The sequence below is a fragment of the Bordetella petrii genome (assembly GCF_000067205.1).
GTDB classification, from domain to species: Bacteria; Pseudomonadota; Gammaproteobacteria; order Burkholderiales; family Burkholderiaceae_B; genus Bordetella_A; species Bordetella_A petrii.
In genome coordinates, this window is sequence record NC_010170.1 from 1,427,108 (window position 1) to 1,448,053 (window position 20,946).

Here is a 20,946-nt window from a genome sequence, read left to right on the forward strand (position 1 = left end):
TCTACCTGGCTGCACCGCCACCCCGCATCGGAATTGCTGCCAGTCGGGCAACAGAAGGTGGCTGAACTTCAGACGAGGCAACAGCGGGTCACCGTTCGGGCAGATTCAGGCAAGGGCCACCCGACGAAGCATTGATGAGACGTGAGGTTTCCGGTGAAATGGACCGGCCGCCTGCCGACGCCGCAGATCGCCGTGGCGTCTTGCGTCTCAGCCCTGCACTTGGGCATCGGCTGCGGTTCTTATCCAGTTCGGAATGTCCGCCGGGGGCAGCGGGCGGGAGAACAGGTAGCCCTGGATCACCGGGCAATGATGGGCCTTGAGCAGTTCACGCTGCGCCTCGGTTTCCACGCCTTCGGCCACGACGGTCAGATGCAGGTTCTGCCCAATACCAATCACCGCCATCACCAGAGATTGAAGGCGGCTTTCCTGCAAGCATTTGTCGATGAAGCTGCGATCGATCTTGACCTCGGTGACAGGCAGGTTCGCCAGATTGGAGAGACTGGAGAAGCCCGTGCCGAAATCGTCCACCGACAGGCCGACGCCGAGCGCACGGATACCGTGGATGACCTCCAGCATGCCGGCAGTCAGCGCCATGGCGGCGCTCTCGGTAATCTCGATGGTCAGGCATTCACCGGGCAATGCATATTGCTGCAGAAGCCCGGCAACGAAGTCCGGCAAATCGGAACCTCGGAAACTGAGAGGCGACAGGTTCACCGATACGACCGGCACCTGCACCCCCTCATCACGCCACACGGCCATCTGCCGGCATGCCTCGCGCAGTGCCCATCGGCCGATGGCTTCGATCTCGCCGATTTCCTCGGCAAGGCTGATGAACCTGCCTGGCGGGATAACCCCGAACTCCGGATCACGCCAGCGTGCCAGAGCTTCCACCCCATATAGCTCTCCGCTGTCCGGTCGAACCTGTGGCTGGTACTCCAGGCGCAGACAGCCCCCGGCGATAGCCCGCCGCAGCGCCGTCCCGAGCAAAAGACGGTCGCGGGCGACCTCATTCATCCCTGAACTGAAAAACAGGAACTCGCCACCGCCTGACGCCTTCACCTGTCCCATCGCGCTCTTGGCGTTGCGCAACAGATCTTCACGATCGCGACTGCTCTCGGGATACTGGCTTATGCCGATGCTGACCGTGGGGTCCAGCGAGAAACCGGAAATGTCGATTGGCGCGCCGGCGACACGCTGAAGATGTGCCGCCACCAGTGCGGCGCGATGGACATCGCAATCGGGCACGACCAGCACAAACATGTCGCCCTCGACACGGGCAAGGAACTGGCCATCGTCCAGGTGAGATTTCAGGCGATTGCCCGTTTCCACCAGCACCAGGTCTCCCGATGCATGCCCGAGCGTGTCGTTGATGTCCTTGAAACGGTCCAGACCCAGATAAAAGAAAGCGATCTCCTGCTCAGGATCGGTCGAGAGCAACTCGTCGATATGCTGGCGCAGCAGGCCTCGGTTCGGCAGGCCGGTGAGGATGTCGTACCGCACCAGTTGATTGACCCGCTGCTGGTTCTCCTCACGCTCGATCGCCAGGGCGCAAAGGTGGACGCTGGCATCGGCGATACGCTCAAGATGCGTGTCCGGCTGACCGCCCTGACGGAAGTAGAACGCGAACGTTCCAGCCACACTGCCATCGCGCCGCTTGACCGGATAGGTCCAGCAAGCCTTGTAGCCATGAGGCAATATCTTGTGCTTGTAGGGCTCCCATAGCGGGTCGGTCTCGATGTCGTAGATCATCACCGGCTCACCGCGATGCGCCGCGGTTCCGCAACCGGCCACGCCTTCTCCGATTTCGATACCTTCCCAATCGGGACCATAGGACGCATGGAAGCTGGGGGCCGCCCAGGGCCTCAACTTGCGCTCGGCCACACGGCAGACCGAGACCAGCACGCCCGGCGCAATCGACTCGATTCGCCGGCAGAAATAGTCACCCAGTTCCGCAAACGACAAGCTACTGGTCAACGCAGTGAGGACGTCGCGTTCCAGATCACGGATCTGCCGCTCCTCGGTGATATCGGTGATGACGTCGACGGAGTACCCCTGGAAACCATCGTCATCATGACCGGCTATGGGGCTGCTGGACACCCGAATCCAGGTTTCCTTGCCGTCCCTGGAGACGACCAGCGCGTCATCCTGCAATCGTTCCCGACCCCATGGCCGGGAATCAAAATGCCTGAATTCGTCAACGGGCATGTTCGGGCTGGTCAGGAACGAAGACGGCTCTCGCCCAAGCACCTCATCCATCTCGTATCCCCACAGTTCGGTGAACGCACGATTGACGTGGGCGATGCGCCGCTGCGCATCCAGAACCAGCACCGGACGGTCGGTATTGTTGACGGCGATCAGCAGCATTCGGTTCTGCTCCCGCATCGCAACTTCGTCCGATACATCGCGCACCAGCGCCAGATAGTGAATTCGCCCCTCAAGGTCGATCTTCGACAGCGAGAACATGGCCCATACCTGCTGGCCGCTCTTGCGCTCCATGAGCACTTCCCGGCTCATGCCGGCTACCTTGGCCTCGCCGCCCACCCGGTTCTTGCGCACGTAGCCGCCATGAGCACCTCGCAGACTCTTTGGCAGCAGCGGCTGCATGTTCTTGCCCAGGACCTCGTGACGCTCATATCCCCATAGTTGCTCCGCGGCCTGGTTGAAAAAAAGGACGCAATCGTTCTCGTCAACAAGTACCGCCGCCACAATCGACTGCTCCAGTGCGGGAAGCAGTATGGAATTGCCGTCAGGAACCAGGCTCTCCATCTTCATCATCACATCCTTCATACAAGACAGCAGCAGGGGCTGAAGATCCCATTTGCGGTGTGCGACCGTGTTTCGTACGAACCGCAGTCATCATGGCCAGGCTCTGCAGGTTGATTTTCGAGTAGGCAACGCCGCGCGAATATCGCAGCCCGCTTGCCCCCCAATAGTGTGCGCCCCTCATGGGCAGAGCAAAGAGACCGTGCGGATCTCGATCTTGAATAATGTATCGGCAAGGCATTGGAAAATCTTGAACCCGATTCGGCTACTATCAAATAGTCGTCTGCGATCCGCTTCCTTTCGTGAGCTTGCCGGAGAAACGAGAGCAATCTTGCGGCGAAGAGGCGTCACCGTTGAAAATTCCCCCTGTACCATAGACAACATTAACTAAATCGGACAAAAAACCTGATTTTTGTTTCGATGATCCGTTGATCATCATGACCTGTTGAAATTAAAATTCACGCTGAAACGGCAGCGACTCAATTCTTATTGACACTAATTGCGTCGACCGAACGCAAAATTGAGTGCTCATAGACGTATCATGACGTCCAGAGCATCCGCCTTTGCGCGTTGCTCCCAAAGCCCGATATCCGAACCCAACGATCCCAGCCCGGTTATTGAATAAAGACCGATAGCAGGCCGTTGTCGTTCTTTGAATTGCTTTGCCCAGAGGACAAAAAAATAACCACTTTAGATACACAGCACTCTCTGCCCGTGCCGGGACAGGACGGTTGGAAGCAAAATTCGATCAACGCATATGTAACCCACGCCAGCGCACAGCAGGAGTTCGAATTTCCCGATGATGTGACGCTGATGTCCACCACCGACACCAGCAGCTACGTCACCTACGCCAATGAGGCATTCCTGCGGGTCAGCGGCTTCGCCCGCGACGAACTTCTCGGTCAGCCTCACAATATCGTTCGACACCCGGATATGCCGAGAGAGGCATTCGCTGACATGTGGGCGACCCTCAAGGCCGGGGATGCCTGGACAGCACTGGTAAAGAACCGTCGGGCGAACGGTGAGTACTATTGGGTTCGGGCAAACGTCACCCCGATTCGGCGCGACGGCGGGATCGTAGGCTACATGTCGGTGCGCACATGCCCCGATCGCGCGGAAATCGAGGCGGCGTCTTCGCTCTACAAGCGGTTTGTCGAAGGTACGGCCCGAGGGCTGGCGTTCCACAAGGGCCTGATTGTTCGCACCGGCCTGCTGGGATTCACCCGTTGGGGGCAGATCATGCCAGTGCGCTGGCGGCTCAGGCTCGGCCTCGCATGTGTCGTGGCGTCGACCGTGGTGGGTGGCCTGATGGCCGGCGGCATAGACAGTCTTTTGACGCCGGTGCTATCCACTGCCGCTGGCGCATGCCTCGCAGGCATCTGGCTGGAAAAGCGGATCGCAAAACCACTGATAGCGGCACTCGATCAGGCGAAGGCCGCTGCAGCCGGGCAACCCGGCGCCAACATGAACATGAACCGCGTCGATGAAATCGGAATGATCATGCGTGCGGTCAACCAGGCTGGCCTGAACCTGCGATCACTCGTGGACGATGTGGCGGCGCAGACTGGCGGCCTGCATCAATCCAGCGAGCAGGTGGCCAACGGTAATGAGGATCTCGCCAGGCGCGTTAGCGATACACAGGCCCGGCTGCATGAGACTGCCGCCGCCGCAGAGCAGATCACGGCGGCCGTCGAGCAAAGCGCCGGCAATGCGCGCTCGGCCAGCGAGTTGTCGACCGGCGCAAAAAACGCCGCTGAACAAGGCAGGGAGGTCGTCGACAAGGTTGTTCAGTCAATGACGGGCATCGCTGCCTCATCTGCCGAAATCGGCGAGATCAACAACCTTATCAACAGCATCGCCTTCCAGACGAACATCCTGGCATTGAACGCAGCCGTCGAGGCGGCGCGCGCGGGAGAGGTGGGACGAAGCTTCGCGGTGGTAGCAGGAGAAGTTCGCAGTCTGGCGCAACGCTCGGCAGTTGCGGCAGCAGACATCAAAGCCCTGATCGACAAAAGCGTACAACAGACCGCCGAAGGCTCAAGGCTGGCGGCGCAGGCCGGCACGGCAATCGGAAATGTCGTTTTAGAGGTTGAGCGCGTCAACACGCTGATAGCGGAAATATCAACCAGTGCGCAGGAGCAGAGCACGGGTGTTGCCCAGATCAGCCAGGCGGTGGTCGATCTGGAGCGAATCGCCATGCAGAACGCGGAATTGGTAGGAGAATCATCCGACTCAGCGCGGGATTTGTTTGCTCATACGGCGATGCTTACCAGCACCATTCACGTTTTCGAGCAGAATCGACACCGGCGGGCGATATAGCGCCAACCGGCGCGTAGACCGGGCGACATGGAATGTCGGTCTTGCCGGTTCACACCCCGATCGCAGAAAGGCTCGCAGCCGCCTCCGCCATCAGCCATGCTTTGAAACGCGCACACTTTTCATCCTGGTCGAGTGGCTGAGGCGACAGCAGGCAATAACCGGACCCATCCCGGATGAAGCCGTAGGGCGCGTGCAACTGGCCGCTCTGCAGTTCGTCCTGCACCATCAGGAACGAGACCATGGCCATCCCCAGGCCCGAAACCGCAGCCTGAACGCACAGGTAGAAGTGCTCGTAGTCAACCCTGATACTGCCCTTCGTGGACACCCCTGACAACCGCTGCCAGGTCGGCCACGCCTTCGGTCGAGTCCCCGAGTGCAGGAGGCGCACGCCATCCAGTTGCTCCTTGCGGCTCTTCTTCGCTCTGCTGACCGGCCCCACCCACTCGTCGCAGATCTTCTCGGCGTGAACGTCCTGATCCCAATGGAAATCGTCGCGGCGTAGCGCCAGGTCGACACCTGCGCGTGCGAAATCGATCGGCCCACCGGCGGCGACCAGATGCAGGTTGATGTCGGAGTTCTGCTTGTGAAACGCGGGCAGCCGCGGGATCAGCCACTTCATGGCGATGGTCGGCTCGCAGGACAAGACCAGCACCTCTTCCCGTGCCGACTGCTGCAAGCGGTATACAGCGCCTTCGAGCTGTTCGAACACCGCAAAAGTGGTCGCGTGCAACGAACGCCCGGCCGCATTGAGGAAGATCGCCCGGTTGCGCCGCTCGAACAGCTCGACACCCAGCGCCTCCTCCAGCAGCCGCACCTGTCGGCTGACCGCGCCGTGCGTCACGTGCAGTTGTTCGGCCGCCTTCACGAAGCTGCCGGTTTGCGCTGCCGCCTCGAAAAAGCGGAATGAAGCCAATGATGGAAGTTTCATATACACGATGAAATCTGACAGATTTCCCTCAAGATAAATCGCTTTTTTCTCCCGCACAAGCACTCAATAATTCAATGGGCACAACACGAGAACCCAATGAAAACTTAAATACCGAGGTGTTATATGGAGAAATCAACGCCTGAAGCCGAAATTGCGCAAACGCAACTGAAGCAGGCCACCGGCAGCGACCGCACGAGCAATCTGTGCGAAATCATCGCCAAAAAGGATTACATCATACTGCCGTCCGCAACTGTCCGGTCGCTGCTCTCTGCTGAGGATGAAAGCGCGCTGGCCGACTGGGCGGAGTTCCAGGAGAGCTGGAACCGCCTGGAGCAGGATCAGTTCATGAAGGACGGCGGGACGTATCGGTTTCGACGTCATGGCGTTTACAGCGCCACGCCGGCTTCCGGCGTTCAGCTTGAGCCGTCGCAACCTCACTACCAGAGCGTCACGTACAACACCCTCAACGGCGGGATTGCCCGACATTTCGCGCCCATCGAACCATCGATCGCGTCGGGCAAGGTCTTGATGTCGGCGCTGGAACTGTGCCGCGCCACGTTCAGCGGCCTGGCGCCGTTCAACCATTGGCATATCGAAGTTCATCAGTTCCGGATCGTCGCCACCAGCGCAGAGGGATTGCCTACTCCCGAAGGCATCCACCGGGACGGTGTGAGCTTCGTCTTCATGATGCTGGTCAACCGTGTCAACGTCCTCAATGGCGAGACCGGTATCTACGACAGGGATCGCCAGGAACTTGCCCGCTACACACTGGCCGATCCTCTCGACGCGGCCATCGTCAACGACGAACGCACGATGCATGGGGTAACGCCCATCCTTGCGGATGACCCAGCCCGGCAGGGCTATCGCGACGTCCTCGTCATCACCTTCAACAAGCGCTGAGACCGCCTGCGGAACGAGCCGATCGTTCCGCAGCCATCCAATGGAGTTCCAAACCTATGAATGAACTGATCGCAGTAGCCACCATCACCATTCTGGCGGTCATCAGTCCCGGTCCTGATTTCGCGATGGTCACCCGAAACAGCTATGCGTTTGGGTCGCGTACCGGCCTGATTTCGGCATTCGGTATTGCCTGCGGCGTGCAGGTCCATGTGATGTACACCGTGCTGGGCATCGCGGTGGTGATCGTCAATTCACCCCTGCTGTTCCTGGGCATGAAAGTGCTGGGAGCTTCTTATCTGATCTATCTCGGATACAAGTCCCTGACCAACAAAACGATGCTGAAGCTGGAGGAAGCATCCGGTTCCGCGCCATCGTCGCTGGCGGCCTTCCGCATGGGCTTCCTGACCAATGCGCTCAATCCGAAGACGATGCTCTTCGTTGTCGCCACCTATACGCAGGTCGTCCATGCCGGCAGCCCGATGAGCCACAACTTCGCTTACGGCCTGTTCATGTCCGTTTCGCACTGGGTCTGGTTCAGCATCGTGGCGCTCTTCTTTGCGGCCCCCGGCATGCGTCGTCGCCTGCTGAACCATCAGCTCACCGTCGACAGGATCATCGGGGTCGCGCTGATCGCGCTGGGTGCATCCCTGGCTTTCACCAACGTCAGCGCTTGAGAGGGGGATGCGATGAGAATTGCCTGTATCGACCTCGAAGGCGTGCTGATCCCGGAACTGTGGCCGCTGATCGCCCTGGCCAGTGGCATTGAAGCCTTGTCCATCACGACGCGGGAAGAACCGGACTATCCGGCGCTGATGCGCTGGCGGATCGACCATCTGCGACAACACGGCCTGCGCCTTCGCGACGTGCAGGCCATCCTTGCCGAGATCCAACCATACCCTGAAGCCCGTGATTTTCTGCACCAGCTCGAACAACACGGCTGCTATCGGGTACACATCGTTTCGGATTGCTTCCAAGAGTTGGCGGGGAGCCTGCTCGATGCGCTGGGCTCTCCGGCGACGTTCTGCCACTCGCTGGAGACAGATCCGGACAACTGGATCACAGGCTGCGCGTGGGCCGATCGCAATGGCAAGGAAGATCATATCGCCCGCCTGCTGAAACAGGGTTCCCATGTTCTGGCCGCAGGTGACGCCTTCAACGATCTTGCCATGCTGCGACTGGCTCATGATGGTTTCCTGGTTCGTCCGTCAGCGGCGACAGCGGAGGCCGCCGAAGACCTGACTGTGGTGGAACATCTGTCCGAAATCATCACGAGGATCGGCCTGTCGTCAGGCACAGGCATGTCATGGCTCGCATGACAATCACCATGGCGCCTACGGTGCCGGTGCTGCGCGACATCACTGCAGGGGTAGCCGTCCCTACCTCGGCATCGACCTCCTTCCGCCGACCATCGTGTTAGACCAGACACGCTAAATACGGGCGCTGCGGGTTTCCGATTGTTGGCTGACCCGCAGGCAGGTTCCGGATGAACTCTGAGACTCCATAACGGCAACATGCTTCAGGAGTCCGGACATGCTCAACCTGTTTCGCACCCAATCCGGGCCTATACGCTTTCCATCGGTAGTCGCCAGCAGCTTCTGCGTTGCACTAGCTCTGGCCAGCCAGGCGGCCAGCGCCGCCGAGGTGACGGTCTTCACCGACCGATCCGTCACGCTGAAATCGGCCGAGAATGCCAATGTCGTCCGCCTCGACGAGGCACAGGAAATCGAGGCCGGCCTCGCGGCCGATCTGCCCGCTGATCCCCATCGCGCCCAGGCCATCGTCCAGGAACGCCTCAAGCAGGGCGGCGCCCGGCTGCAACGCGACCTTGCCTCCGCTTGGCAGGGCGTGGCCGATGCCTGGAGCCTTAGCGTTTCCACCGTTCCCGCTGTTGTGGTCGACAGGCGCTACGTCATCTATGGCGAAACGGACGTAGCCAGGGCGGTTGCCCGCATCGAGGCATACCGGAGGGCTCAGCCATGAAGCGCGCCCGTCGCCTCCGCGCCGCAATTGCGGCCCTCATGCTTGGAACCGCATCGTCGGCCTTCGCGCTCAACACGGCCACGATCACGACTTCGGCCCTGTCTCCGGACTGCCTCGAATACAGGGTCGTCGGGATCTGCTACTGGCTGTTCTGCACCACCTTCGGCTGCTCGGTGCGGACATCGGTGAAAGTGCGCCACTACGTGCCGGACGCCGTGGTATCCAGCTACGCCACTACGGGCGAGAACCCGTGGCTCGAAGTGCGGGCCATGAGCATGCCGAACACCACGGCGCAGGCCGGCGGCGATGGCACGACGAACCAGGACCACGAAAACAACCTGTCGAAGTTCAAGAACGCTGACGTGATCGGCCACCCCGGCGGCGCGGTCCTGGGTCAGCTCGCCAGCGCTTCGGGCTATTCCTGCGAAGGTGCCGGCACGGCTTTCATGCCATACCTGCTGAGCACGCTCGACACGGTGGCCTGGCGCTACAACGTGCCGGAGGCCGTCTATCCGGAAGCGCTGATCCCCGGCATCCGCGAGATCGGAGCGAGGACCTCACTGAACCTGTGGGGTGCCGTCTATCCACGGGGCGGTTTCCTGCACCAGACCGACGATTACAAGAGCGGAGCCGTTGTCGCGCAGCGCGCCGGCGATATCGTCACCCGCCGTGGCCAGATCCACGTCTACCAGCCCCTGCTTGCCACCGCTCGCGACGGCTACTGGCCCGCAGGCGAGCTTGTCGAAGGCGACGCCTCCACGGGCAAGTGGCAGGAACTCACGCCCACGATGTCCAGTTCGTGCGCCGTCTTCCCGCATTCGAACCAGCGCGTCCAGGCCCAGCAGGGTGACTATGCCTGGGCGCTCTGGCGGCCCTACAGCTGCTGCCAGCGCCGGGGTCAGACATTCCTTGGCAGCGTCGACTTCGGTGGAGGCTCCTGAGATGACTTCACGTTCTCCTGCTCCAGCCATTCACAAACATCTGCGCCGGAGCCTGCTCGTTTTCGCCCTGACGGTGGCATGCTCTGGCGCCGTCGCCCAGACGAGCGTCAACGAATACGGCCTGCAACATCGTGGCAGCGTGATTGGCGACGATGTGCTGTACAGCATCGGCGGCGGCCGGGCCGTATCGATGACGGGCGCGGCCAACATGCGCTCGATCGGTGTTGGCGTTGGCTGGAACAGTAACCTCATTTGCGGCGACATGAGCCTCACCACCACGCTGCAGAACCAGTTGAATGGCATCACCAACGGGTTCCAGACCATCATGTCGAACGTGATCCAGAACGCCACCAGCGCGGTGGCTTCTCTGCCCGCGCTGATCATCCAGCGCGCCGATCCTGGTCTCTATAACCTGCTCACCAACGGTGTCCTGCAAGCCAGGCTCGATTTCGACCGCTCAAAACTCACCTGCCGGGCGATCGCGAACAGGATGGCCGACACGGCTGGCGGCCAGCTCGGCTGGGATCAGCTCGCGGAAGGCATGGCGCTCAAGAAGGCCGTCGCCAGTACCGACGCGGTTTCCGCGATCGAGGAGGCGGAGAGCAGCAAGGGCAATGAGGGAGTGCCATGGGTCGGAGGCGACAATGCCGGCGGTTCGGGCCAGGCGCCTATCCGGGTGGTCGCTGACGTGACGCGCGCCGGCTACAACCTCGTCAACGGCCGCAGCGTCGATGACACCTCGTCCATCGATTCCGGCAGTTGCGGCGACCGGCTGACGTGCCAGACCTGGAGTTCTCCGCAGGCTGCTGTCACCTGGGCCACTCGTGTCCTGGGCGAGCAGGAACAGCGCACCTGCGAAAGCTGCACCAAGACGCAGACCACGCCCGGCGTCGGGCTGACCCCGCTCATCCAGGAAGAATACGAGACCAAGCTGGAAAGCCTGCAGGAACTGATCTCGGGCAGCCAGTCGATGAGCTTCGACAATTTGCAGAAAGCAAGCAGCACGTCCCTGCCGATCACACGCGGCGTGATCGAAGCGCTTCGGGATGAGCCGGATCAGGACATCCTCGCAAGGCGTCTCGCTTCCGAGGTTGCGCTCGCCAGCGTGCTGGAAAAAGCCTTGCTGCTTCAGCGCACGTTGCTGACCGGACGGATGGAGCCGAATGTGGCAGCGAACGAAATGGCTCAGGAGGCGGTCACTCAGGAGAGCGACATTCTCGACCGCGAGATCAACAACCTCAAGACCGAGCTCGAACTGCGCCGTGAGTTGGCCAACAACTCCCCAATGCAGATCATCCAGCGCCACAGCACCCGGGCCGCAGGTTCGCGCGGCGTCTACCAGGGCGATCCCATCCCCAATCGCCTCGACGAGTTGCAGCGTTCGCAACCGGGAGGAAGCAATCCATGATCCCGGCCTGGCTTCGCATGCGGTGGCTGTTCAATCGCCGTGTCAGTTACGCACTGCTCTGGACGGTCCTGCTGCTCTTTGTGGCGATCGCCGTCAACGTGGTCGGCATCCGTGTGCTGGGCAGCATCGAGAGCTGGGAGCGCTGGATGGACGACCATACCGGATATTTCCTGGCCTGGCGCCTGTTGCTCTACGTGGGCATTGCCTGCGGATGGCGATGGATGCGCAAAAGGGTCCTGGCGCGCGAACCCGATACGGAATCGCATGAACGCCTCATCCGTGTCGAAATCGCCGGTGTGGCGGCTCTGGCCGTTCTCGAAGGCAGCTTGTTGCTGCAATCCATTTAGGGCGGAGGACACGATGACGCTCTACACGTCCGACTACCTGGAGTATTACCTCACCCTCGTCGGGTGGATCGTTCACAACGGCATCTGGTCAGTTCTGGTCGCCAGCGGCCTGTTCGCGCTTCCGTTTCTCGCCATCGTGATTCAGGAATGGCTGAAAGCGCGCGCGGAAGGGGCCGACGAAGGCAACAAGGGCGTGCTCTCCTCGATGCGAATAGAAAACAGGGTGTTCGTCGCCATCGTCGTGATCATGTTCGCCGGCATTCCTTTCATCGATGTGGATCTCAACACCATCAGCTTCGACCAGTCCCGCTCCAGTCAGTGCCAGGTGAACGTTCCTGCGCCCAGCGATACCGGCTGGGGCCAGTCATTCACCACGCTCAACAACCAGTCCGCCAAGGTGCCGGTCTGGTGGTTCTTCATGCACTCGATCTCCAAGGCGGTCACCAGCGCCGCCGTCGCGGCGATCCCGTGCGGAACCGACCTGCGGCAGATGAGGATGGACATCGACAACACCCGTATCGACGATCCCCTTCTGGCCCAGGAGGTGACGGATTTCGCGCTCAACTGCTACGGCCCGGCGCGGGCCAAGTTGTTCATGAACCGGCCGAACCTCAGCGAGGAGCAGATGGCGGACGTCAGTTGGATCGGCTCCAACTACTTCGTCGACACGCCTGGATACTACGACACCTATCGTTCCAGCACGCCTCGCGAACCCTGGCCCTACGATGACAGTCGCGACGCCGGATTGACCGAGGTGCCGAGCGGCGCCGGATACCCGAACTGCCGGGAATGGTGGTCGGATGGCTCAACCGGACTGCGTGCGCGCTTGCTGGCTCAGGTCGATCCCAATCTGCTTTCGCGCATGGCGAACTGGGCTGGCTTCATCTCCAGGACCGAACTGGACGATTCCGTGATCCGCGCCATCGCCGCCCCGCGGCAGCAGAAGCTGAATCAGGGCGCCGTCTACACCGATTACGGTGGACAGATCGACAAGACCTTGCCGAATGTCGTTACGCGGGCTGCAGGAGACGTGGGAATGGCGGTCGGCGCCATCGGGCTTTTTCCTGCGATGGATGTCATGCGCCAGGCGTTGCCCATGTCGTTGTCGCTGCTCAAGATGGCGCTGGTGATCTGCATTCCGCTCGTGCTGGTGATCGGCACCTACGACCTGAAAACCCTCGTCACGGTGAGCGTGGTGCAGTTTGCACTGTTCTTCGTCGACTTCTGGTTCCAGCTGGCGCGCTGGGTCGATTCCACGATCCTCGACGCGCTCTATGGCTGGGGATGGGGCTACAACCGTCCGATGACCAACTTCGATCCGGTGATGGGGCTGAACAATGCGTTCGGGGATCTGCTGTTGAACTTCGTCATGGCGACGATGTTCCTGGTGTTGCCTGGGTTCTGGCTCGCCGCGTTGACATGGGTTGGCGTACGCGCGGCTGGAATAGTCTCCGCCTTCTCGAACAGCACCAAAGACGCGGCATCGGCTGGAGGGAAAGGACCTGCCATCATCTCAAGCAAGCTCAAGTAGCCTGGCGTTCAAAGGTCCTTTTCATCGGGAAAGTCTGGGTGGTCAGCATCGTTGTAGGGCACCGGATCGTACCCCGGTGTCTCTCGGAGATCTTCCTGGGTGGTAAATACCCCCATCTTTTCCTCCGTGGCGTCATCATGTCCGGCCATCCACGCGGCTGCGACAGCGAACAGGAGCAACAAAGCCAGCCAGAACGCGGCGTAGAGGAGAATGCCCAGAACGGCGAGCTTGACGACCCACACCAGAGCGGTTGCGACAGCACTTGGCGCGCCAACCGAAATCAGCCACGCGACGACCCTACGCTCGCAGTGCCGATAAGCACGCGAGGTACGGCCGAGCTTGTGCCCGAAACGTTCTGCGGTACTGCTGCGAGTTGTCGTATTCATGTTGATCACTTGTTGTCTACGTTATACGGTTGCTCCAGCTGCTTCCTTCTTGCCTGCTGCATTCATTTCACTACGAACGGATTTCTGATGGTCAAGCTGTCTTCCAGTATTTGCCCGTGGTCCATGTCCTCACTGTAGAGCGTGCTGCAATTGGCTGCTGCTGCGGCCGCCACGATGCAGGCGTCGTAGAACGAAAGGCGATGCTGTTCGGCCACCCATCGGGCCTGATCGTGAATCGTCTCCGTGAGCGGAATGACCCGGCAAAAGCTGCGCACCAGTTCCAGGAACCGGGCGATCTCGTCCCAGCTCATCTGAAGCTTGCGCAAGCACACGTTCGTCACTTCGTTGAGCACCTGCACGCTGACGACCGGGGAAGCCTTCAGCAACGCCTCCGCGTTGTCGGCCTTGTCGGTATCGCTCGACAGAAGGTAAAGCACCACATTGCTGTCGAGGAAGTGCTTGAACTTAGCCACGGGCGTTGGCTTCGTCACGGCTGAAGCGGAAATCTGCCGGCAGCTTGCCGCGGAAAGCGCGCAGGCGCTCCAACAAGGCATCCGCACCGGGCTTCTTGCGAACCGCGAAGGTGCGCGGATCATCCACAATGATCTCGATGTCGTCGCCTTCACGCAGTTCCAGCGCTTCCACCAGCGTGGCCGGGAGACGAACGGCGAGACTGTTGCCCCATTTTGCGACCTGCATGCTGAACCTCCTTCATGGATATACATATTCATTGTATATCCGGCGAGCAAAAATGCAAGGCCCTGCCAGGTATCGCCGCTCCAACGAAGTCGAACCTTAGTGCTGCGTTGCAGGCATCAAATCGCCAGCCACATCGAGATCGATACGCTTCAGCTTCTCCAGCAAATCATAAAATTCACGCTCACCGCCCAGAATACGAGTGAACACCGCGCACTGGCAGATGAGAGAGTCGAGCAACAGACGCTGGTCCAGCGCAGTGTCGCATTCGGCTACGCCCGACAGGATAAGCGAGTACGCACGCTGCGCATGAATGCTGGTTTTCTTGTTGCTGTCCGAGTGATCCATGCCGTCCCCTCCATGGTTTTAATCTCCGCGCCATTCGGAATGGAATCCGACAGATGGCGGCGACCCGCAGGGGTGAGAAACCGGCTGATACCAGACCGACCAGACGCATGCGTCTGCCCTACGGATCGCCATAACGCGACCCGCTGGTATCAGCCGGGTTCTCACACCCGGCGCCGATGAGCGGCGCACAGCAAGGATTGCACATCACAATTTGCTGGATCAATCAAAAGATAAGCTTTTTCCGATAGATAACTCCGTCACAACCCCGTTGCCTCAGCGAGGAACGCACGAGCCTAACCATTAGCGCAGGAAGACAAAGGGACGCCTCCAGTACCGCATTCTTGCTCGCTGGCACTGGCCCACAGGGCTATATCAAAGGGCTCGGCAAGGGCAAAAGGTCGGCAAGGGGCAAGGGAATGGGGCCCAAGGGGAATGGGCCTACCTGAAAAGGAAAAGGCTCTCTTGCGACCGCAATTTCAGGTGCTTACATGTTCGCGCTGTTCCAACGAAAACGACCCGTGCAGGCCGCTACCGTATCGCCTGCTACGGCAACAAAAGGCAAAGGGCTGACGCGGCCGGAATCGCCCGCGTCTCTGTTGGCGACCTCTCGGCGTCAGAAGTTGGTGGAACACATCTGGCAGCGGACATCACTCTCGCGTCAGCAGTTCGCGGCGCTATACCTTGCTCCACTAGAACGCTACGCCGAGCTGGTCCAGCAGTTCCCTGCGTCGGAATCTCATCATCATGCCTATCCCGGGGGGCTGCTCGATCACGGGCTTGAAATCGTCGCTTATGCGCTCAAGCTGCGTCAGTCCCACCTTCTTCCGGCGGGAACGACACCCGAGGACCAGGCCGCACAAGCCGAAGCCTGGACGGCTGCAACGGCCTATGCCGCGCTGCTCCATGACATTGGCAAGATCGCCGTCGACCTGCATGTCGAAGTAAGCGATGGCAGTGTGTGGCACCCTTGGCATGGGCCGTTGCAGCAACCATACCGTTTTCGCTATCGCAAGGATCGCGAATACCGCCTGCACAGCGCAGCGAGCGGATTGCTCTACAACCGATTGCTCGATCGCGACATCCTAGACTGGCTCAGTGGCTACCGTGAACTATGGGCGGCACTGCTTTACGTGCTGGCCGGACAGTACGAGCACGCCGGCGTGCTTGGCGAGCTGGTCACGCAAGCCGACCGCGCCTCAGTCGCCCAGGAGTTGGGTGGCGATCCCGCCAAGGCGATGGCCGCGCCGAAGCATGCGTTGCAGCGCAAATTGCTGGAAGGGCTTCGCTACCTGCTCAAGGAAGAGCTGAAATTGAACCAGCCTCAAGCCTCTGATGGCTGGCTGACGCAGGACGCTTTGTGGCTCGTTTCCAAGACGGTTTCTGACAAGCTGCGCGCACATTTGCTGTCTCAGGGAATCGAGGGAATTCCGGCCAACAACACGGCCGTCTTCAACATCCTGCAGGACCACGGAATGCTCCAGTCCACGCCGGACGACAAAGCGATCTGGAAAGCGATTGTCACCAGCGACACTGGCTGGACCCACACGTTCACTCTGCTTCGGCTTGCACCGGCGCTGATATGGGAAGGCAGTGAGCGTCCGCCGGCGTTTCAGGGAACGGTGGAGGTGGTTCAGGAGGAGGACACATCGGCAGCAGCATCCCCCGCTACATCGACCGCCGCCGAGCCGCCTTCGACTACCAGCGTGACGCCCACTCCCGTGATCTCCCCACGTTCACCAGTCGCACAAGCAGTCAGCAACGATGGCGTCGACGCCTTACTCGATTTGCTCGGAACGCCAGACATTGAGCCACCGCCTATCGAGGCACCATTGAACGAACCAACCGTGCCTGATCAGCCTCTTGAACCGATCGATCCCGAACCTACAGCGCCGCAGTCGGAGATCGAGGCGAAAGATGCCCGAACGTCTCCATCCGGGGAGCATTTCATTGCCTGGCTACGGCGGCATATCGAAGCCCGCAAGCTGATCATCAACGATGCCAAAGCCCTGGTGCATACGGTGGCCGATACGGTGTATCTGGTCAGTCCCGGCGTATTCCAGCGCTACGCTCAGGAGCACCCGCAGACAGCGTTCCTGGCCAGGCAGGAACAAATCGCAGACTGGCAGTGGGTGCAGAAACGATTCGAGCGACTGCAACAGCACCGCAAACAACCAAACGGCCTGAACATATGGACATGCGAGGTGACGGGGGCGCGCAAGTCCCGGCAGTTGCATGGCTATCTGCTTCGTGAGCCGCACTCCTTATTCGGCGAGGTGCCACCCAATAATCCCTATCTTTCCATCAAAGATAGCGTGTAAACGCGCTCGATGCCGTTATTTTCATCGCTGATTAATCAAGCCGGCTCATGCGCGCAAAGCCTGCTCGATGAAGCGCAACTGCTCGCCTCTGGACACCAACAATTCCTCCATGCGCCGGGCATTCTCGTCCAGACTACTCAGCGTTGCGCTACACGCTTGCACGGCGCCAGCCGCCATGTCCATCAGGCGGGTACGAACTGCGCGCTCCAGAGCGTTGTACATGCGCTCGTGGTCCAAAGCCTCCATGGCGAGTACTTGCTGGGTTGCCTCATCAGTCTTGCTTACAAAAGACGTCTGGCCTGCGACGGAAAGCCGTTCGCGGCCGATGCATTCAGCGAGCGTAATGCTCGCAGGCGTTGGGAGAGACAGCACGTAGTCGGCTAGCTGCTCATTGACCTGCCGCAAAAACGCGGCTTCGAGCCAAGCAGTCACCTCGTCGCATGCTTTCTGAATCTCGCCAGTATTGGCGTGGCGTTCCAGCAAGGCAGGTAGTTTGGGAATGACCTCACGCCAGGCTGACTGCACGATGCGCGCCTGGCGCCGTGCAAGCTCTGCATCCTCCACCTTCACCGCTTGCCTCAGGTCTTCCAGGGCAGGCACGGTCTCGGCATTCAGCCCGCCCAGCACATGCTCCTGTAGATGGTGCAGCAGTACCTCGGCGGGCTTGCGCTGCTTGTAGGCAAGCGCCGGTTCAGTGATGTCCAGCAGCGCACCATAGAGCCGCCCGAAGCCTGCGTCGGCCATGGCTGCATCCGTTTCCTCCTGCTCGCGTGCCACATGCACCGACACGGACACCGGGGCTCTCAGCAGTTGCGGTGGCACTTGCAGAGCCAACAGCTTCTCCTTCGCCCGCTCATGGACATCCGCCTCTTGCAATGCACGGTTGGGGCCAGTCTTGTTGCGCAGACGCTTGACGATGGCACCATCGACTTCGTCCTCCTCGATGAAGTCGCTGCGGGTCACGACGGGCAACAAGGGTTTGCTGCGGCGCAGTTCGCGCGCCAACTCGTCGAGTTCCTGCACCTGGCCAGGCGATGTCGAACTGGACAACCACAGGACGCCATCGGCGCTGTCCAGAAACCGCTGCGTCAGCGCCGCATTTTTATCGGTACCGGAGTGCAGGCCAGGCGTATCTAGCAGCACCAGCTTCGCCCCCAGGCACACGCCCTGAAGCCGCGCCGTGGTCTCAACGGCTCCCTCCCGAAAGCGCTGCCCGGTCTCCACGATCTGCCCGGCCTCCAGATGGAAGTAGCGCACGCTGCGCCCCCTCCGCTGAAATCGGCCGGCCAGGAAATTACAAAGCGAACTCTTGCCCGCGTTGAACTTGCCGAAGACCAGCAGCATGGCCTTGTCATCGAACGTCTGCGCCAGCGCTTGAGCGGGCCGCAGCCTCTCCCATTGGTCGGCCCAACGGCGCTCGTCCGCCTTCACATTCGCATTGATGGCTTGCACCTGGCGCGCCAGGGCGCTGGCGGGTTGCAGGCCATCCTGCTTAAGCGAACGATCGTGCAAGGCTTGCACCAGCCCGGAAAGCCAATCTTGCATCTGTTGCAGAACAGGCCGCAGGTTGCGCTCGCCGATGCCGAAAGCATCCGCTGCATCCATGAATTGCTGCTCGACGGTACTCATGCTGTCTCCAGCGTGGCCAACGCTTGCAGCGCCTTATCGGCCGCAACCCGTTCCGCCTCGCACTGAGCGATCCGGGATGCCAATGCCTGGCGATCATCCGACAACTCGAAGTAGCGCGCGAAATCCCGGCCCAGTCTGTCGCGTCCCTCCGGTTCGCAGAAGATTCTTCGCAGGTCTTCGCGGTATTTGACCGACACCCCCATCACCGCGACCATGACCGTGTCCAGGCTGGTGACCGAGGTCTGCTGCGCCTGCGGCAGTCCCACCACAGCGTGCTTGACCAGATGGGCATTGATGGCAATGCAGGCGCGTGAATAGGCGACCTGGATGCGCGCACGCTCCTGCTTGCCGGCCGTGAGCTTGAATGCATTCTCGAAAGAGTCGGGCACCAGCGCCTGGTCGGGACCGCTGACCTCCAACACGGGCTGCAGGTCGATCTGCACCTTGTCGAGCACTTCGATCAGCCCTTGCTCGAACGCTTGGCGCTGCTGGTGCTGGGTACCTTGCAGCGATTGCAGGCGCAACCACGCATCGGACTTCGCCGATTGCAATTCGCGCCGGATTTCACCGAGAAGCAGCGCTGTCTCGTGCACCCGTGCCGCCGGTACTTCGGCGATTGCCTCACGCAGCACCGCATGAAGAGCGGGAATTCCGCTTTTCTCGATCAGCAGTTTCTTGCCCCCTTCCACGCCTTGACGATGCCGTGTGGAGGAAACCTGGTGCAGCGTCAGTTCCGGTGCCTGCGCGTGGATGGCGGTCACGACCTTGTCCAGATGCGCATCGTCGGCCATCTGGTCCACTTGCGTCAGCACGAACAGCGTGCGTCGGCGCGTGCGCTGCTGGTCCGCGTCGAGGGTGTGAAGCAGCGTGCGTTCCGCGGCGTCCAGTTCCCCTTCCTTGGCCGCATGGACGAACAGGCGAATGTCGGCCTGAAGCCAGGCGGCGTGGTAGGCATGGCCGTCATCGGCCAGCCCGACATCGGCATCCAAGCCTGGTGCATCCAACCAGCGCACGGCCGACTGGACGTGCTCGGCCAATGCTACGGTCTCGCGCTTGTCCGCCACGGCAAAGGTATCGCTGCCCACGAGTTCGTTGAGCAAGCGGCTTTTGCCGTGGTTGTACTTGCCCATCACCGTTACCGTAGGCTGCGGTTGCTGCTGGACCAGAACGCGCAAACGCGCCAAGTCCTGTGATCGTGCGGGAAGAACTGCCAGCACATCACGCTCGGCAAGATCAAAAGTCTCCGTATCCATCGTTGCCACCTTCGTCATTGTTCTTTCCTTTTCGCTCCCTGTGGCTGAGCGAACAGCCAATACGAGGCCATGCCGAACACCACGCCCCAGAAAGCCGCTCCCAGGCCGAACAGCGTCATTCCCGAGGCCGTTGCCAAAAAAGTGATGACCGATGGCTCCACATAGGCGTCCTCGCTGACGAGAATGCGGATGTTGGAGATGATGGCACCGATCAGCGCCAGGCCAGCCAACGCCGCGATCAGCGCCGACGGGAATGCGGTGAACACCTGCACTATCGTTCCCGCGAAGGCGCCACCGATGAGGTAGAACACCCCATTGGCAATGCCTGCGATATAGCGCTTCCCGGGGTCCGCGTGCGCGTCCCTGCCAGTGCACAGCGCGGCGGTAATGGCTGCCAGGACGATGGTGATGCCGCCAAAGCACGCTGTCAGCAGCGATGCCAACCCCGTACCCGCCACCACGGCGCGGGACGGCACGCGGTAGCCGGCAAGCTGCAACACGGCCATGCCGGGCAGGTACTGTCCGGTCAGGCTCACCAACACCAGTGGTACGGTGAAGCTCAGGAACACACCGATATTGAATTGCGGGACAACGAACACCGGTCTTGCCAGCTCCAGTCCGAGCGCCTGCAGATGGGTCGTGCCCATGGCGAATGCGACGGCAAAGCCGGTCAGTGCCACGATGACGATGGCGTAGCGCGGCCACAGCCGCTTGCTGATCAGGTATGCCGCCAGCATGGCGAAGAAGACAATAGGCATGTCCACGCTGGCGCGAAAGGCTTGCACGCCGAATTGGAACAGGATGCCCGCCATCATCCCCGCCGCGATGCCCTTGGGGATGAATGCAACGATCTTCTCGAAGTACCCCGTGACGCCAATCGCGATGACGATGGCCGCGGCCGTGAGATAGGCGCCCACCACTTCCGGCATCGAGATGTCGGGAAACAGGCTGAGCAGCAAGGCGGTTCCGGGAGCGGACCACGCCGTGATGACAGGCAGCTTGAGCCACCAGCTCAACAGCAGGCCACTCACGCCCGCTCCGATCGAGATGGCCCAGATCCAGGACGTCAGTTCGACATTCGAGATGTGGCCCGCTTGCGCCGCCTGGATGAAGATGACCAGCGGCCCTGCGTAGGAAATCAGAACCGCCAGAAATCCGGCTACCCAGGCGGTGAGAGAACGATGCTTGAACTCCATGAA

19 protein-coding genes are annotated in these 20,946 nt (G+C 60.8%); 10 read left to right on the top strand and 9 right to left on the bottom strand.

What is annotated here, in order from left to right; all coding sequences use genetic code 11:
• Nucleotides 1–207 precede the first annotated feature (207 nt).
• Entirely contained in the window at nt 208–2,787 is a 2,580-nt protein-coding gene (gene dosP / locus BPET_RS06920) for an oxygen-sensing cyclic-di-GMP phosphodiesterase DosP (protein WP_197535837.1), read from the bottom strand.
• A gap of 618 nt (nt 2,788–3,405) precedes the next feature.
• Here dosP and BPET_RS06925 point away from each other — a divergent pair.
• On the top strand, nt 3,406–5,082 hold the full coding sequence (locus BPET_RS06925; protein ID WP_202966717.1) for a methyl-accepting chemotaxis protein: 1,677 nt from the start codon (nt 3,406–3,408) through the stop codon (nt 5,080–5,082).
• Nucleotides 5,083–5,131: 49 nt separating this feature from the next.
• On the opposite strand, the gene BPET_RS06930 is transcribed toward BPET_RS06925, so the two are convergent.
• On the bottom strand, nt 5,132–6,067 hold the full coding sequence (locus BPET_RS06930; protein WP_331386527.1) for a LysR substrate-binding domain-containing protein: 936 nt from the start codon (nt 6,065–6,067) through the stop codon (nt 5,132–5,134).
• A 66-nt stretch (nt 6,068–6,133) separates the two neighbouring features.
• Here BPET_RS06930 and tdo point away from each other — a divergent pair, with 66 nt between their 5' ends.
• The 8 genes from tdo (at nt 6,134) to BPET_RS06970 (ending at nt 13,117) form a co-directional block, all read left to right on the top strand.
• Nucleotides 6,134–6,910, top strand: a complete 777-nt coding sequence (gene tdo, locus BPET_RS06935; RefSeq protein ID WP_012248355.1) for an L-threonine 4-hydroxylase Tdo — start codon at nt 6,134–6,136, stop codon at nt 6,908–6,910.
• A gap of 56 nt (nt 6,911–6,966) precedes the next feature.
• Entirely contained in the window at nt 6,967–7,584 is a 618-nt protein-coding gene (locus tag BPET_RS06940; protein ID WP_012248356.1) for a LysE family translocator, read from the top strand.
• Between the two features lie 12 nt (nt 7,585–7,596).
• The gene (gene thrH / locus BPET_RS06945; protein ID WP_012248357.1) at nt 7,597–8,226 is read left to right on the top strand and encodes a bifunctional phosphoserine phosphatase/homoserine phosphotransferase ThrH; all 630 of its coding nucleotides are present in this window, start codon (nt 7,597–7,599) and stop codon (nt 8,224–8,226) included.
• A gap of 214 nt (nt 8,227–8,440) precedes the next feature.
• Complete coding sequence (locus BPET_RS06950; RefSeq protein ID WP_012248358.1) at nt 8,441–8,890, top strand: TIGR03757 family integrating conjugative element protein; 450 nt, start codon at nt 8,441–8,443, stop codon at nt 8,888–8,890.
• On the top strand, nt 8,887–9,831 hold the full coding sequence (locus BPET_RS06955; protein WP_012248359.1) for a TIGR03756 family integrating conjugative element protein: 945 nt from the start codon (nt 8,887–8,889) through the stop codon (nt 9,829–9,831). Before BPET_RS06950 ends, BPET_RS06955 begins: the two co-directional genes overlap by 4 nt.
• A gap of 1 nt (nt 9,832) precedes the next feature.
• Nucleotides 9,833–11,239, top strand: a complete 1,407-nt coding sequence (locus BPET_RS06960; RefSeq protein WP_012248360.1) for an integrating conjugative element protein — start codon at nt 9,833–9,835, stop codon at nt 11,237–11,239.
• A complete protein-coding gene (locus tag BPET_RS06965; protein WP_012248361.1) occupies nt 11,236–11,586 on the top strand; it encodes a hypothetical protein in 351 nt (116 codons plus the stop codon). Before BPET_RS06960 ends, BPET_RS06965 begins: the two co-directional genes overlap by 4 nt.
• A 13-nt stretch (nt 11,587–11,599) precedes the next feature.
• On the top strand, nt 11,600–13,117 hold the full coding sequence (locus tag BPET_RS06970) for a conjugal transfer protein TraG N-terminal domain-containing protein (protein ID WP_012248362.1): 1,518 nt from the start codon (nt 11,600–11,602) through the stop codon (nt 13,115–13,117).
• An 8-nt stretch (nt 13,118–13,125) separates the two neighbouring features.
• On the opposite strand, the gene BPET_RS06975 is transcribed toward BPET_RS06970, so the two are convergent.
• The 4 genes from BPET_RS06975 to BPET_RS06990 form a co-directional block, all read right to left on the bottom strand.
• On the bottom strand, nt 13,126–13,503 hold the full coding sequence (locus BPET_RS06975; RefSeq protein WP_012248363.1) for a DUF3742 family protein: 378 nt from the start codon (nt 13,501–13,503) through the stop codon (nt 13,126–13,128).
• Nucleotides 13,504–13,565: 62 nt separating this feature from the next.
• A complete protein-coding gene (locus tag BPET_RS06980) occupies nt 13,566–13,976 on the bottom strand; it encodes a PIN domain-containing protein (RefSeq protein WP_041862772.1) in 411 nt (136 codons plus the stop codon).
• On the bottom strand, nt 13,969–14,202 hold the full coding sequence (locus BPET_RS06985) for an AbrB/MazE/SpoVT family DNA-binding domain-containing protein (RefSeq protein ID WP_041862774.1): 234 nt from the start codon (nt 14,200–14,202) through the stop codon (nt 13,969–13,971). The genes BPET_RS06980 and BPET_RS06985 overlap by 8 nt, the downstream gene beginning before the upstream one ends.
• Before the next feature lie 96 nt (nt 14,203–14,298).
• Complete coding sequence (locus tag BPET_RS06990) at nt 14,299–14,547, bottom strand: hypothetical protein (RefSeq protein WP_012248365.1); 249 nt, start codon at nt 14,545–14,547, stop codon at nt 14,299–14,301.
• Nucleotides 14,548–15,035: 488 nt separating this feature from the next.
• Here BPET_RS06990 and mobH point away from each other — a divergent pair, with 488 nt between their 5' ends.
• Nucleotides 15,036–16,865 (top strand): MobH family relaxase, encoded by a 1,830-nt coding sequence (mobH, locus tag BPET_RS06995; RefSeq protein WP_012248366.1) that lies wholly within the window; start codon nt 15,036–15,038, stop codon nt 16,863–16,865.
• A 45-nt stretch (nt 16,866–16,910) separates the two neighbouring features.
• Here mobH and BPET_RS07000 read toward each other — a convergent pair whose 3' ends face one another.
• Genes BPET_RS07000 through BPET_RS07010 form a run of 3 tightly spaced genes read right to left on the bottom strand, consistent with a single transcriptional unit; the run spans nt 16,911 to nt 20,943 of the window.
• The gene (locus BPET_RS07000) at nt 16,911–18,494 is read right to left on the bottom strand and encodes a dynamin family protein (RefSeq protein ID WP_012248367.1); all 1,584 of its coding nucleotides are present in this window, start codon (nt 18,492–18,494) and stop codon (nt 16,911–16,913) included.
• Complete coding sequence (locus BPET_RS07005; RefSeq protein ID WP_012248368.1) at nt 18,491–19,765, bottom strand: GTPase; 1,275 nt, start codon at nt 19,763–19,765, stop codon at nt 18,491–18,493. The genes BPET_RS07000 and BPET_RS07005 overlap by 4 nt, the downstream gene beginning before the upstream one ends.
• The gene (locus BPET_RS07010) at nt 19,762–20,943 is read right to left on the bottom strand and encodes a benzoate/H(+) symporter BenE family transporter (RefSeq protein ID WP_012248369.1); all 1,182 of its coding nucleotides are present in this window, start codon (nt 20,941–20,943) and stop codon (nt 19,762–19,764) included. Before BPET_RS07010 ends, BPET_RS07005 begins: the two co-directional genes overlap by 4 nt.
• Nucleotides 20,944–20,946: the final 3 nt, after the last annotated feature.